Origin of the sequence: Mycolicibacterium chengduense, assembly GCF_033741155.1 — a bacterium.
GTDB lineage: Bacteria > Actinomycetota > Actinomycetes > Mycobacteriales > Mycobacteriaceae > Mycobacterium.
The window spans coordinates 933995-948092 of sequence record NZ_JAWQNH010000001.1 but is presented as its reverse complement, the minus strand read 5'-3'; the positions used below and the strand labels follow the sequence as shown (position 1 = coordinate 948092).

The 14098-nt window shown below is 67.9% G+C and carries 15 protein-coding genes and 1 tRNA gene; 5 read left to right on the top strand and 11 right to left on the bottom strand.

What is annotated here, in order from left to right; genetic code table 11:
- Nucleotides 1-33 precede the first annotated feature (33 nt).
- From dprE2 to SBI67_RS04830, 3 genes are read right to left on the bottom strand one after another with little or no spacing between them, the layout of a single operon-like run.
- On the bottom strand, nt 34-813 hold the full coding sequence (gene dprE2 / locus SBI67_RS04840) for a decaprenylphospho-beta-D-erythro-pentofuranosid-2-ulose 2-reductase (RefSeq protein ID WP_266047137.1): 780 nt from the start codon (nt 811-813) through the stop codon (nt 34-36).
- Between the two features lie 19 nt (nt 814-832).
- Complete coding sequence (gene dprE1 / locus SBI67_RS04835; protein ID WP_318979425.1) at nt 833-2233, bottom strand: decaprenylphosphoryl-beta-D-ribose oxidase; 1401 nt, start codon at nt 2231-2233, stop codon at nt 833-835.
- 40 nt (nt 2234-2273) lie between these two features.
- Entirely contained in the window at nt 2274-2675 is a 402-nt protein-coding gene (locus tag SBI67_RS04830; protein ID WP_266047135.1) for a GtrA family protein, read from the bottom strand.
- 43 nt (nt 2676-2718) lie between these two features.
- Between SBI67_RS04830 and SBI67_RS04825 the strand changes: the two genes are divergently transcribed.
- Nucleotides 2719-3360, top strand: a complete 642-nt coding sequence (locus tag SBI67_RS04825) for an HD domain-containing protein (protein WP_318979424.1) — start codon at nt 2719-2721, stop codon at nt 3358-3360.
- Here SBI67_RS04825 and pdxR read toward each other — a convergent pair.
- Nucleotides 3350-4756, bottom strand: a complete 1407-nt coding sequence (gene pdxR, locus SBI67_RS04820) for a MocR-like pyridoxine biosynthesis transcription factor PdxR (protein ID WP_413232397.1) — start codon at nt 4754-4756, stop codon at nt 3350-3352. The genes SBI67_RS04825 and pdxR overlap by 11 nt on opposite strands.
- Before the next feature lie 46 nt (nt 4757-4802).
- Between pdxR and SBI67_RS04815 the strand changes: the two genes are divergently transcribed.
- Nucleotides 4803-5273: a carboxymuconolactone decarboxylase family protein gene (locus tag SBI67_RS04815; protein WP_318979423.1), complete on the top strand. Its 471-nt coding sequence runs from the start codon at nt 4803-4805 to the stop codon at nt 5271-5273.
- 78 nt (nt 5274-5351) lie between these two features.
- Here SBI67_RS04815 and SBI67_RS04810 read toward each other — a convergent pair whose 3' ends face one another.
- The 6 genes from SBI67_RS04810 to SBI67_RS04785 form a co-directional block, all read right to left on the bottom strand.
- On the bottom strand, nt 5352-5957 hold the full coding sequence (locus tag SBI67_RS04810; protein WP_318979422.1) for a hypothetical protein: 606 nt from the start codon (nt 5955-5957) through the stop codon (nt 5352-5354).
- A 95-nt stretch (nt 5958-6052) separates the two neighbouring features.
- Nucleotides 6053-6883, bottom strand: a complete 831-nt coding sequence (gene wzm / locus SBI67_RS04805) for a galactan export ABC transporter permease subunit Wzm/RfbD (RefSeq protein WP_318979421.1) — start codon at nt 6881-6883, stop codon at nt 6053-6055.
- Nucleotides 6880-7842, bottom strand: coding sequence for a galactofuranosyltransferase GlfT1 (gene glfT1 / locus SBI67_RS04800; RefSeq protein WP_318979420.1), 963 nt, complete (start codon nt 7840-7842; stop codon nt 6880-6882). Before glfT1 ends, wzm begins: the two co-directional genes overlap by 4 nt.
- Nucleotides 7835-8644 carry a galactan export ABC transporter ATP-binding subunit Wzt/RfbE gene (wzt, locus tag SBI67_RS04795; RefSeq protein ID WP_318979419.1) on the bottom strand — a complete coding sequence of 270 codons (810 nt, stop codon included), beginning with the start codon at nt 8642-8644 and terminating at the stop codon, nt 7835-7837. Before wzt ends, glfT1 begins: the two co-directional genes overlap by 8 nt.
- Nucleotides 8645-8653: 9 nt before the next feature.
- On the bottom strand, nt 8654-9148 hold the full coding sequence (locus tag SBI67_RS04790; RefSeq protein ID WP_266047128.1) for a bacterial proteasome activator family protein: 495 nt from the start codon (nt 9146-9148) through the stop codon (nt 8654-8656).
- A gap of 21 nt (nt 9149-9169) precedes the next feature.
- Nucleotides 9170-11137, bottom strand: a complete 1968-nt coding sequence (locus SBI67_RS04785; RefSeq protein WP_318979418.1) for a DUF6541 family protein — start codon at nt 11135-11137, stop codon at nt 9170-9172.
- A 111-nt stretch (nt 11138-11248) separates the two neighbouring features.
- On the opposite strand from SBI67_RS04785, the gene SBI67_RS04780 reads away from it, so the two are divergent.
- Entirely contained in the window at nt 11249-12445 is a 1197-nt protein-coding gene (locus SBI67_RS04780) for a cysteine desulfurase-like protein (protein WP_318979417.1), read from the top strand.
- A gap of 3 nt (nt 12446-12448) precedes the next feature.
- On the opposite strand, the gene SBI67_RS04775 is transcribed toward SBI67_RS04780, so the two are convergent.
- Complete coding sequence (locus SBI67_RS04775) at nt 12449-13420, bottom strand: NAD(P)H-quinone oxidoreductase (protein ID WP_318979416.1); 972 nt, start codon at nt 13418-13420, stop codon at nt 12449-12451.
- 41 nt (nt 13421-13461) lie between these two features.
- Here SBI67_RS04775 and SBI67_RS04770 point away from each other — a divergent pair, with 41 nt between their 5' ends.
- Nucleotides 13462-13974, top strand: a complete 513-nt coding sequence (locus tag SBI67_RS04770) for a MarR family winged helix-turn-helix transcriptional regulator (protein WP_318979415.1) — start codon at nt 13462-13464, stop codon at nt 13972-13974.
- 19 nt (nt 13975-13993) lie between these two features.
- A tRNA-Ser gene (locus SBI67_RS04765) sits at nt 13994-14083 on the top strand.
- The last annotated feature ends 15 nt before the right edge of the window (nt 14084-14098 follow it).

Sequence of the window (14098 nt, the reverse complement as noted above, 5' to 3'; positions counted from 1 at the left end):
TCCCGGGTCGCTCCGCTCCCGCCTCGGGCAACATCAGATGGGTAGCTTGCGGAAGACCGGACGCGGGATGTGCCGCAGCACCGACATCAGCACCCGCACCTGCCCGGGCGCCCAGACCAGATCCTTGCCCTTGGCCGCCGCGGTCACCGCCAGCTCGGCCACCTGCTCCTTGTCAACGGTGAACGGGGCTTCCTTGGCGCCGGTGGCCTTCCAGTGCTCGAGCGTGGTGGTGGTGCGGACCTGGCCGGGCCGGATCACCAGCACGTGAACCCCGAACTCGCGCAAGGCCTCTCCCAGGCCCAGGTAGAAACCGTCCAGACCGGCCTTGGTGGAGCCGTACACGAAATTGGAGCGGCGGACCCGCTCACCGGCCACCGACGACATGGCGATGATCTGTCCGAAGCCCTGGGCGCGCATCTTCTCGCCGACGAGCACCCCTACCGATACCGCCGCGACGTAGTTGATCTGGGCGGTCGCCACCGCCTTGGCCTGGTTCTGCCACAACTCCTCGGCGTCACCGAGGACGCCGAAGGCGACCACCGCGACGTCGACGTCACCGTCGGCCCAGGCGGCTTCGATCACCTTCGGGTGCGAGGCGGTGTCCAGGGCGTCGAAATCCAGGTACTGCACCGATTTCGCACCGGCGGATTCGAGCTGGGCGATGGCGGCCGCACGCTTGGGTGCGTTGGGCAGGTCGGCGAGGATGACCCGGGCCTTGGCGTTGCGCAGATACCGCTCGGCGATGGCCAGTGCGATCTCGGATGTCCCGCCCAGCAGAAGGATGGTCTGCGGGTTGCCGGTGGCGTCGATCATGGTTACGCGGGGTGCCTTTCTACAGCAGTTCTAGACGGCGAGCCATATCGGAGGCGAAGACGCCGTTCGGATCGGCCTTGCGACGCACGGCAATCCATTCGTCGATGCGCGGGTACATCCGGTGGAACTTCTCGGCACTGACCCGAGAGTCTTTCGCGGTGTACACGCGGCCACCGAATTCCATTGCGCGGTCGTCCAGTTCGTTGAGGAACTCGTTGACGCCGGGTTTGATCGGGAAATCCATGGCGACGTTCCAGCCGGCCATCGGGAAGCTCAGTGGCGCCTTGTTGCCGGGGCCGAACAGTTTGAAGACGTTGAGTGCCGAGTAATGCCCGCTGGTCTGGATCCACCGGATGATGTCCTTGAATTCGTCCAGTGCATCGGGTGGTACCAGGAACTGGTGCTGCGCGAAACCTGCTGGGCCGTAAGCATTGTTCCAGCCGCTGACCAGGTCGAGCATGTGGTAGAACTGCGACAGGTTCAAGATCTTGCCCTGATAGGTGCCGCCGAGCCGGTAATACACCTCGCCGATGGCGGTGAACGACAGCTTGTTCATGGCGCTGATCGGGAAGATGTTCGGCACCGTGAGAAGTTGTGGCGCATCGAATTTCAGGGGATCTTTGGCCAACTTCTTCGGCAGTTGGTCGAGCCTGGCCAGGCTGCCGCGGCTGACCGCGGCGCGGCCCAGTTTCGGGGGCGGGCTGATCAGGTCGAACCAGGCGCTGGAGTAGGTGTACTTGTCCTCGCTGCCGTCCAGGTGCACGGCGATGGTCTCGTCCAGGTCCGCCGTCGCGACACCGTCGGCGATGAAATACGCGGTTTCGGTTCGGGTCATGGCGATGCGGGCCCGGATCACGATGCCGGTCAAGCCGTTTCCGCCGATGGTGGCCCAGAACAACTCGCTGGTGGGCCCCTCGGGGGTCAGCGTGCGCACCTCACCGTCGGCCATCAGCAGGTCCAGTGAGAGCACGTGATTGCCGAAGCTGCCCGCGCTGTGGTGGTTCTTGCCGTGGATATCCGAGCCGATGGCGCCACCGACGGTCACCTGCCGGGTGCCGGGCAGCACCGGAACCCACAATCCGAACGGCAGCGCGGCCTTCATCAGCTGGTCCAGGCTCACCCCGGCGTCCACGTCGGCGACGGCCGTCTCGGCCGACAACGAATGGATGCGGTGCAGCGCCGTCATGTCGACGACGATGCCGCCGCCGTTGCAGGCATGGTCGCCGTAGGAGCGGCCGAGACCGCGGGCCACGATGCCGCGGCGCAGATAGGACGGACTGGCGGTGCCGGCGTCGGCCACCTGCCGGACGGCCGCCGCGATCACCTCGACATCGGGGGTGGACAGCACCTGCGCGACGCTGGGCGCGGTCCGGCCGAACCCGGTCAGGGATCGGGGCGTAAGGGGAAGGTCGGTAGACATATCAGTGCCAGACGATACCGGTCCGGCCACCCGGGCGGATTCAGCGCAACCGGAATATCACCGCGCGTTGCACCACGAAGTTGATGACGGTGGCAGTGCCCTGGGCGATCACGAAGGCCACCGGCACCTGCCAGGATTGACCGGCGAATTTGAGATAGAACACATAGTTGATGCCGACCTGCACCGCATAGGTCAGCGCGTACAGCGCGACCACCGCGACGAAGCGCGCCGTGCTGGGCGGCGCCTGGAAGGTCCACCGCCGGTTGATCAGGTAGGCGGTGGTGGTGCCGGCGATGAAGCTCAGTGTCTTGGCCACGTTGACCTGCAGCCCTACCGACAGAAACAGCACGTACAGCCCGAAGTCCACACAGGCGGACAGGCCACCGGTGACCAGGAAACGCCACGCCTGGGTGCGCAGGCTCAGAGGTGCTGACTCAGTCATCGCCGCGAAGCTTAACCGCGCCCGCTGCTGCGACAATGTGCGCGTGACCGATCTGCTCCAGGTGTGGCGGCGGTTGCTGACGCGGCACAGTGCGGCGCCGGCCATCGACGCCACGGGTGCTGCGCTGTTGGCCAGGTGGACCGAACCGCATCGCCGCTACCACGACCTCTCCCACCTGCGCGGCGTGCTGGAAGCGGTGGACCAGTTGGCCGAGGGTGCTGAGGCCGCTGACGTCGCCGACGACCTCGACGCCGTCCGGCTGGCCGCCTGGTATCACGACGCCGTATACGCGGGGGCACCCGACGACGAAGAGAACAGTGCCCGGCTGGCCGAGTCGGATCTCACCGCGCTCGGGCTGGATCCGGCGTTCGTCGCGGAGGTGGCCCGGCTGGTGCGGCTGACGGTCGAGCACGATCCGGCCGAGGACGACCGCAACGGACAGCTGCTCTCCGACGCCGACCTGGCCGTCCTGGGGCTCCCGCCGCAGCAGTACCAGACCAACACCGCCAGGGTGCGGGCCGAATACGGGCACGTCGCGGAGGCTGACTTCCGGGCGGGCCGGGCACGGGTCATCCGCGCGCTGCTGGCGGCTCCGTCGCTGTACCGCACCGAGCGGGGCAGGCGGTTGTGGGAGGACGCCGCCCGGACGAACCTGTCCGCCGAGCTGCGCTCGCTCACCGACTGATCCCGGCCAGCACGTCACACAACGCGTCCACGGCGGGGCCGAAGGCGTGCTCGGCCGGGGTGCCGAAGCTCACCACCACACCGTCGCGCGCGGGCGTGCCTGGCCCGGCGTCCGGGTGGCGCAGCATGGCCAAGCCGGACAAGGCGATACCGGCGTCCCCGGCCCGGCGTACCACCTCGGCCTCGGCGCCGTCGGGCAGGGTGAGCAGCAGGTGCAGCCCGGCGGACAGTCCGCTCACGCCGACGCCCAGCGGTGCCAGCGCGGCGACCAGGCGGTCGCGCCGGCGCCGATAGGCCAGGCGCATGCGCCGAATGTGCTTGTCATAACTGCCGTGCGCGATGAAGTCGGCCATTGTCAGGGCGGTGAGCCCGCTGACGTGGAACTGGTCACCGCCCATCGCCGCCAGCACCGCGTCGAGCAGATCGCCGGGTACCACCATCCAGCCCAGCCGAAGTACCGGCGACAAGCTCTTGCTGGCCGAGCCGCAGTACACCACCCGGTCCGGATCGAGGCCTTGCACCGCCCCGACGGGTTGGCGGTCGTAGCGGAACTCACCGTCGTAGTCGTCCTCGATGACATAGCCCCCGGTGCGGTGCGCCCATTCACACGCGGCGGTGCGCCGGGTCGGGTGCAGCGGCACTCCGTGCGGGAAGTGGTGTGCGGGGGTCAGCAGTGCGGCGCGGACGCCGTCGGAGAGTTCCCCGACGACGGCGCCGTGGTCGTCGACATCGACGGGTATGGTCGAGACACCTTGGGCGGCAAGGGCGTTGCGGAAGAGGAACAGGCCGTAGGCTTCCACCGCGAACGGTCCGCCCAGCGCCCGGCCGAGAATCTCGACGGCGTGCCGGGTGCCGGCACAGATGACGATCTGGTCGGGTGTGGCGCGGACCCCGCGCACCCGGGCCAGGTATTCGGCCAGCGCCGTACGCAATTCGATGCGTCCGCGCGGATCACCCATGCGCAGAGCCTCATTCGGTGCGGTGGTCAGCATACGCCGAGTGGATGCCAGCCAGGCCGAACGCGGGAACGCGGCGACGTCGGGGGAGCCGGGCATCAGGTTGTGTCGTGGGGCGCCCGGCGTGCCGCGGGGCCGGGCAGGCAGCGGCGGGGTGCCGGTGCTCACCACCCAGGTGCCCGCGCCTTGGCGCGATGCCAACCAGCCCTCGGCGACCAGCTCGGCGTAAGCGTCGGCGACGGTGTTGCGGGACAACCCGAGATCGGCGGCCAGGGTGCGTGACGGCGGGAGCATGGTGCCTGCCGACAGCCGCCCGGACCGCACCGCCTCCCGCAGGGCGTCCAGCAGCAGCTCCCTGGCGCCCCGGGCGCCGGGGGTGATGACCGCACGCAGGTCGAGATGCAGGTCCCGCGCACCCGAATTGGCCCACAAAGTCACCATCGAATTGAACCATGTAGATGGGCCTTTGGTGGCTAGCGTTGCAGGCATGACACAGACACTCGAGCACCCCACCGCCATCGACCGCGTGCAGATCTACAAGGTCTCACCCGAGCTCTACGACGCCATGATGAAGCTGTCCGGCGCCGCGGCCAAGGACGTCGACCCGACCCTCGGCGAGCTCATCAAGATCCGGGCCAGCCAGCTCAACCACTGCGCGTTCTGCCTGGACATGCATGTCGCCGATGCTCGCAAGCACGGCGAGACCGAGCAGCGGCTGGCCCTCGTCGCGGCCTGGGAGGAGGCCGGCAATCTGTTCACCGAACGTGAGCGCGCCGCCCTGGAGCTGACCGAGGCCATCACCGAACTGCATCACGGCCACGTCTCCGACGAGGTCTACGCCAAGGCCGCCGCCGTGTTCAGCGAGAAGGAGCTGGCGCAGGTGATCGCGATGGCTGTCACCATCAACACGTGGAACCGGTTCAACGTCGCGACCCGGGTGAAGGCGCCGCGCCGCTGATGTCCCGCGCCGAACGTGAACTCGTGTGCGATGAATCGGCGATCCGTCGTGCACGAGTTCACGCTCGCCGCGCCGGGATCAGGCGATCGCGTCCCGGATGCCCTGGCGGGCCGCCGACACCCGCGCCTGCACGGCGTCGAGGGCGGCCACCGCGGCGGCGTTGAGCTCGCTCCACTCCTGATCGATGGCGTCGCGCACGTCGCCGCCCGTGCCGGCGACGGTCGCGACGCCGAAGACGCCGTCCACGGCCGAGGCGGCCAGCGAACCGTGGGCCCGCACCAGCGAGGCCGCCACTTCGGCCGCACCGGTGACGACGGCGTTGGGCAGGGTGGCCTGTTGGCCGACGTACTCGCCGACGGCACGGCGCAGCCGCGTCCCGGCATCGCCGACGGCAGCCTGCACGGCGTCGCCGGTCTCACCGAACGCGGTCGGCAGGGTGGCGCCGTCGCGGATCGCGGCGATCACCTTCGCGGGTGCTTCCACCAAGGCGGCGGTGGTGTCGGTGGCCACGGTGACCAGTTCACCGGACAGGTTGTGCCCGGCCGCGAGCTGGCGGCCCAGCACCTCCCGCAGCGCCAACGCCGGGCGCTTCACCTCCGCCGCAGCGTCCAGCGGGATGAGTTCGGCGTCGATGACGTTTTCGGTTGCGGGTGTGGTGGTTTCGCCGTTGATGACATCGGTCATGGCTGCTCCTGGGAATCTGGGTGCTCAGAGGTGCGCTGTGCGCCATTCAACGCGCCGGAGCCGAATCTGCGGTGGCGCCCAGGTAAACGGCCGAACTACACCCAGTACGGCACCCGGGCGCGGTACTGGCGCATGGCCAGCGCCGCCATCAGCCAGCCCAGCACGGTGAACACCAGCACCACGATCCAGTGCCGCAGCTCCTGATCGGCACCGAGCAGCGGCGCCCGGACGATGTCGACGTAGTGCAGCAGCGGGTTGAACTCGATGACCTTGGCCCACCCGCCGGCGCCCTGGTTGCGCAGCGTCTGGTCGTTCCAGATGATCGGCGTCATGTAGAACAACAGCTGCACCAGGCTGAACAGCAGCGGGCTGATATCGCGGTACCGGGTGGCCAGGATGCCGAAACACAGTGCGACCCAGACACAATTGGCCACGATCAGGGCCAGCGCCGGGATGAACATCAGGTCGGTCCACTTCCACGGCTGCGGGAAGATGATCGCGATGATGACGAAGATGATGATGTTGTGCGCGAACAGCAGGACCTGGCGCCACACCAGCCGATAGACGTGCACGCTCAGCGGCGTGGGCAGTTGCTTGATCAGGCCCTCGTTGGCGATGAACACGTCGGCGCCCTCGATGATGGCCGCGTTGATCATGTTCCAGATGATCAGGCCCAGGGTGACATAGGGCAGATGCTCGGCCAGCTTGAGGTGGAACAACTGCGAGTACAGCCCGCCGAGCGCGACGGCCATGGTGCCGGTGGCGATGGTGATCCAGAACGGGCCGAGCACGCTGCGCCGGTACCGCTGTTTGATGTCCTGCCACCCCAGGTGCAGCCACAGTTCACGTTTGCCGAAACCGGAAACCAGGTCACCCCAGGCGCGGGTGAAGGTCTTGGATTGTGCTGCCGCGTCGGTGAACGTCACTGAATTATCCTCCCGTCGTTCGGATATTCGTTCCCGTCGCTTCGCACGCCCAGGACGCCGAGGCTCTCGTACCTCTCGAATCTCTCCTGCCGCCCCAGCTTCCGCAGCCGCACCCATTCCCGCAACCCGGCAACGTCACGGCGAGTGATCAGGAAGTACCAACCGAACCGCACCCATTCCTGCGGGATCAGCCGGCGCTGACCGCGCTGGGCTTGCACGTAGCCGCGGTTGCGGTAGGTGTAGTAGCGCTTGACGTCGTTGTCCGGGTACTGGGTGTGCATGCGCCCACCGAGGATGGGCTTGAACTCGTCGGACCCGTAGGGATGCAGATACGTCGCCTCCAGGCAGGTGCCGAAGGCCACTCCCGACAACACCAACCGGCGGTGCAGGTCCACCTCGTCACCGCGGATGAACAGCCGAAGATCGGGAACGCCAACGGCTTCCACCGCCGCCGCGGAGAACAACGCCCCGTTGAACAATGAGGCGATACCAGGTAACAGATCGCCGGGACCTTCACGCAACTCCGACACTCGCCGGCGCCACACCAACCCGCGGCGCAGCGGGAATGCCAGCCGTTCCGGCTGATCCATATCGCATACCATCGGCGACACCTCGGCCAGCGAATGCTTTGCGGCACAAGCCAACAACGTTCCGAGTACCGATGCATCGGCCGGTCTGCCGTCGTCGTCGGCCAGCCAGACCCAGTCCGCGCCGAGCGCCAGGGCATGCAACATCCCGAGCGCGAAACCGCCTGCGCCACCCAGATTTCGGTGCGAACCCAGATAGGTGGACGGCACCGCCTGGCCTTCGACCAGGGTGCGTACCCGGTCGTCGGCGTCGTTGTCGACGACGATCAGGTGGTCGGGGGCGCGTTGCTGGCCGCACACCGCGGCCAGCGAGTCGGCCAGGGTGTCGACGCGGCGGTGCGTGACGACGACCGCGACCACGGTGTCAGCCATTGGCCGAATCTGACCGGGCGTTCTCGTCGAGCACCTCGCGCACATGCCGGGCGGCGTCGGGACCCTCATAGGCGCCGACGACCTCCTCGATGCCGCCGGTCATCTTGATGGTGCCGTGGTCCACCCACATCGCGGTGTTGCACAGCTGGGCCAGGAATTCGTTGGAATGGCTTGCGAACACCAGGATTCCGGAGCGCGCCACCAGGTCCTGCAGCCGCTTGCGGGCCTTGTGCATGAACTCGGCGTCGACGGCACCGATGCCCTCGTCCAGCAGCAGGATCTCGGGGTCGATGCTGGTGACCACCCCCATCGCCAGCCGCACCCGCATGCCGGTGGAGTAGGTGCGCAGCGGCATCGACAGGTAATCGCCCAACTCGGTGAACTCGGCGATCTCGTCGACCTTGGCCAGCATCTGCTTGCGCGTCTGCCCCAGGAACAACCCGCGGATGATGATGTTCTCGAATCCCGAGATCTCCGGGTCCATGCCGACGCCGAGATCGAACACCGGGGCCACCCGTCCGCGCACCGTCGCCGAACCACGCGTCGGTTCGTAGATCCCCGACAGCAGCCGCAGCAGCGTCGACTTCCCGGCCCCGTTGTGCCCGACCAGGCCCACCCGGTCACCCATCTCCAGTGACAGGGTGATGTCGCGCAGCGCCTCGATCACCACCACGTTGGACTCGTTGCGCCCGATCGCGCCGCCGGCCTTACCGAGGAAAGCCTTCTTCAGCGAACGCGACTTGGCGTCGAAGATCGGGAACTCGACCCACGCGTTGCGGGTCTCGATGTGCGGTTTACTCATGCAAATCGGCTACAGGTACTGCCCGGTGCCGGGGTGGCCGGGACCACGCTGCTGGACCATGCCCGGCGGAAGCTGGCGCATCTGCTCCAGCTGGGCGCGCGCCGCCATCTGCTGGGCGAACAGCGCGGTCTGGATGCCGTGGAACAGGCCCTCCAGCCAACCGACCAGCTGGGCCTGCGCGATGCGCAGTTCGGCGTCGGTGGGTACCGCGTCCTCGGTGAACGGAAGCGTGAGCCGCTCCAGCTCTTCGCGGAGTTCCGGTGCCAGGCCGTCCTCGAGTTCGCTGATACTGCTGCGGTGTATCTGCAGCAGCTTGCTGCGGCTCGCGTCGTCCAGCGGTGCGGCGCGCACCTCTTCGAGCAGTTGCTTGATCATGGTGCCGATCCGCATGACCTTGGCCGGCTGCTCGATCAGGTCGGTCAGCGACTTGTCGTCCTCGCCGCTGGGTGTGCCCGGCTCGCCCGCCAGGATCTCGATGTTCTCGTCGTCGGGATTGATCGTCATGGCCTTCCTCGTACCCCGTCCTCAGCCGTTCGTCGGTGTCGACGAAGCATCACCGCGCCATTCGTAGATGCGCGTCTCTCCGTTGTCGTAGATCTTCGCCCACGACTTCGACTTGTCCAGTGACACTAGTCCGTCCGGCATCACGAACCCGCGCACCACCGGGGTGCTGGTCAGCACGTAGCGGATGTTGAGCGCGTGCACGGCCTCGGCCACCCGGGGATCATGGTCGGCGTCGTCGGCGTAGGCCCAGAAGATGAACCGGTGGTAGCCGGGCCCCTGCTGCTGCGGATAGTCGTAATGCGTCCACAACGGATGCAGCCCGGACACCGCGTACATCCACGCGGTGCCGTCGGTGTTGGCGTCGCCGATCAGTGTGTCCCGCGCGCCGGGCAGGGTGGCCAGGTAGGCGAACGCCTCCAAGTCCTTGTTGTCGATCATCACCTGGTCGTACTTGTCGCCGATCAGGAAGCGGTGCCGCGGGAAGTAGTGCCAGGCGCTGGTCACGGCGACGGCCACCAGCACCGCGGCGGTCGCGGAGTACCACAGTCGTGGCGTACCGCGGTCGGCCAGCCGGCGCGCCCGGGACAAGGCCAGCGCCACCACGGTGTACAGCCCGATCCCGGCGGCGGCGGTCAGCACCATGGTCACCACCGCGGACAACCGGCGCGGATCGCTGTAGAACAGGTCGCTGAACCGGCCGGTGAGCGTGCCGATGATGCCGCCGAACGGTGCCGACGAATGCACGATCGACACCACCAGCAGCAGCCAGATCGCCAGCGGCCACCAAATCCGGCGGTACAGCAGCACCACGGCACCGGCGGCGGCGACCACGATCAGGAACCACTGGATCGGGAAGTCGTTGAGGTGGCGGGTGTGCTGGACCACCGCGTCGATCAGCCCGCGCTTCTTGCCCTCATGGGTGACGAAGGCGTGCCCGACGATGATCTCGGCCTGCTGCAGCACCCCGACGAACTGGGGCAGCAGCAGCACCAGGGTGGGCACCCCGACGATCAGCAGGGTGATGAAGTCCGCAAGCCGGCCGCGGACCGGCCGCCAGAGCCCGTCGAACAGCCACCATGCCGCGACGAACAACACCGTCACCACGCCTCCGGTGATGTGCACGGAGAACACCCCGACCACGGCGACCACCGCCAACGGGATCCGGTCCCGATGTCGTAGCGCCGAGATGGTCAACGCGGCGGCCGGCACCGCCAGCCCGTAGGCCGCCAGATTGGGCATCGACGCGGTGTCGAACTCGACGTACGGAACCGCGGTGAAACTCGCCGACAGCGCGGCCGCGGTGGCCGCACACCCCGCGGTGCGCCACTGGCTGGTCATTCTGCGCAGCATCAGCCAGGTCAGCACGGCGGCGCTGAGCGGAAACAGCCAGACGGCCGCGACAAGGGAGTTGACGGTGTACGCGGTGGTCGCCGCGGACCCGCTGACCTGGCTGAACACCGCCGCCAGGGCATGAAAGGTGGACGGGTAGTACAGCGCGTCGTGGGTTTCGACATTGCGCAGTTCGCCCATGTGGGTGGGCGAGGCCTGGCCGGTGTCGAGGATCCACCGGATGGTGTTGGCGTGCCACACGGAATCCCAGTTGCTGGGAATCGACTGCCAATTCGGTAGGCCCTTGACCGCGGCCAGCAAGATCAGCGCCGCGCCCAGGAGCACGCCGGCGGCCACCACCAGCGCAGGGCCACGGGCGGGCGCCAAGACCTCGGCCTCCCGGTCGCCGAACCGGGCGAGGGGTTTCCGCAAAACGAACGTGACGCCGGTCACAACAATCAATGTCACCAGCGCGGTCCACCCGTTCCACGGGACGGCGACGGCGCCGAACGGCACGATCGCCAGTGCCACAACGCCATACGTCACGGCCGGGCCGACCGCGACAGCGCTGGGCCAGGTCAGGCCCGCCGTCCGCGCGACGATTGCTCCCGGGCACACCAGCAACAGCAGGGCAATTAGCACCCCGAACGACAAGCCCACTGCACTAGTATGGCTGCCGAAGTGATCCGGGCCGGGACCGTGTGGCGCGGCTGGGCACTTACCTGAACTGTGTCCGTCTGGCCGAATCGCAGACGTTCTAAGGTGGCTTGCATGGCATATGACGTCGCCCGGGTGCGCGGATTGCACCCGTCACTTGGCGACGGTTGGGTGCACTTCGACGCCCCGAACGGGATGCTGCTGCCCGACTCCGTATCGACGACGGTGTCGACGGCCTTCCGCGGGTCCATGCCCACGGCGTCGGGGCCGCATCCCTCCGCCCGGCGCAGCGCCGCCGTCCTCGCCGCGGCGCGGCATGCCATCGCCGATCTGGTGGGGGCCCGCCCGGAGGGCGTGGTGCTGGGCGCCGACCGCGCCGTGCTGCTCACCTCGCTGTCGGATGCCGCCTCGTCCCGGGTGGGCCTCGGTTACGAGGTGGTGCTCACCCGCCTCGACGACGAGGCGAACATCCTGCCGTGGCTACGGGCGGCGAATCGATACGGCGCCAAGGTGAAATGGGCCGAGGTCGACGTCGAGACCGGCGAGTTGCCGGGCTGGCAGTGGGAGAGCCTGATCACCAAGCCGACTCGGCTGGTCGCCATCACCTCGGCGTCGTCGACGCTGGGCACCCTGACCGACCTGGAACCCGTGACCAAGCTGGTCCATGCCAACAGTGGGCTGGTGATCGTGGACCACTCGGCGGCGGCGCCGTACCGGCTGATCGACATCGACGATATCGACGCCGACATCGTGGCGCTCAACGCGGTGGCATGGGGTGGGCCGCCGATCGGTGCGCTGGTGTTCCGCGATCCGGCGGTCATCGACATGTTCGGCTCGGTCTCGCTGGATCCACACGCCACCGGGCCGGCGCGCCTCGAGATGGGCGCCCACCAGTACGGACTGCTCGCCGGCGTGGTGGCCAGCATCGAATACCTGGCCTCCCTGGACGAGTCGGCACAGGGTACGCGGCGCGAAAGACTCGGTGTCTCAATGGATTCCGCGGCCGCCTACATGGACCGGCTGTTCGCCTACCTGCTGGCATCGTTACGGTCGCTGCCGCTGGTGATGGTGCTGGGCAGCCCGGCCGAACGCATCCCGGTGCTCAGCTTCGCGGTGCAGGGGGTGCCTGCCGCGCGGGTGCTGCAGCGACTTGCCGACAACGGCATCCTGGCCAGCACCGACCCCACCTCACGGGTGCTCGACCTGATCGGGGTCAGCGATATCGGCGGTGCGGTGACCGTCGGCCTGGCCCCCTATACGACGACGGCCGAGGTCGATCAGTTGGTCCGCGCGCTGGCCTCGCTGGGCTGACGGCTAACTCACCCGCAGCAGCACCTTGCCGTGCACGTCGCCGGCGGCGAGCAGCGCGTGCGCCCGCGCCGCCTCTTCCAGTGGCAGTTCGGCGCCGACGATCGGCCTGACCTTGCCGGCCGCGATCAGTGGCCACACGTTGGCCACCACTTCCGCAACGATGGCGCCCTTACCGCCGGGACCGTCGACCGGGCGCGACCGCAGCGCTGTGGCGATGACGCCGGCCCGCTTGCCCAGCAATTTGGCGATGTTGAGTTCGGCCGTGATGCCGCCCTGCATCCCGATGATGACGAGCCGGCCACCGTCGGCGAGCGCGTCGATGTTCCGGTCGAGATACTTCGCGCCCATGATGTCGAGGATCACCTCGGCGCCGCCGGCGGCGCGCACCCGCTCGACGAAATCCTCTTCCCGATAGTTGATGGTGATGTCGGCGCCCAGGTCGGCACACACCGCGAGCTTTTCGGCGGAGCCGGCGGTGACGGCGACCTGGCTGCCCAGCGCGCGGGCCACCTGGATGGCGTGGCTGCCGATACCGCTGGCGCCGCCGTGCACCAGCAGCAGCCGGCCGGGATCCAGGTGCGCGGTCATCATCAGGTTGGACCAGACCGTGCACGCCACTTCCGGGAGGGCGGCGGCCTCGTGCAAGCCGACCCCGTCGGGAATCGGCATCACCTGTTCGGCGGGAACCGCTACGAATTCGGCGTAGCCGCCCCCGGCCAGCAAAGCGCACACGTTTTGGCCGACGGACCAACCGGTGACCTCGCTGCCCACTTCGACGATGGTGCCCGACACCTCGAGCCCGAGTATGTCGCTGGCTCCGGGCGGTGGCGGGTAGTTGCCGGCGGCTTGCAGCAAATCGGCGCGGTTGACGCCGGCGGCCGCTACGCGGATCACAACTTGACGGGTGTGAGCTGCGACGTCGGGAACTACTTGAATTGTCATACGTTCGGTTGACTCTGCAAGGATGGCGCGCATTCGGTGAACGTTACTCGGTGGTAGAGCCTTACGATGGCGCGATGGAAGGCACTATCGCCGGGCGCACCGCCAGCACGATGCCCGGTCTCGATATCGCCGAGCAGAGGTCCTGGCAAAACTTCTTGGACTCCGCGTTACGGCTTTATGCAACGCTGAACCGCTCACTGGTGGAAGCGCATCGGCTGACGCTCAATGATGTGCGTCTCCTCGACATCCTGGACCGTTCGATGACGGGGTCGGCCCGGATGGGCGACCTCGCGGACAACCTGATGTCGCTGCCCAGTCGGGTCACCCGGCAGATCCACCGCTTGGAGAAGCTCAACCTGGTCAAGCGGGTGGCCAGCCCGGAGGACGGCCGCGGTGTGCTGGCCACCATCACCGAGGACGGACGCGCGCTGCTCAAGGAGGCGCTGGAGACCTACGGGGACGGGGTGCGCACGCACTATCTGGGCCGGCTGTCGCGGCCGCAGATGGCGGCGGTGGGGGAGAACTGCCGCCGGATCAGCGCGGGCCTGATGGCCGATGCCCCGCCCGCGAGACTCGGTCGGGTGTAGACCGCTTACTCTTGACGGCGGTGGCGTGGCAGAGCGGCCTAATGCACTCGCCTTGAAAGCGAGAGACGGCTAACACCGTCCGGGGGTTCAAATCCCTCCGCCACCGCCAAAGGGTCGATGTCCG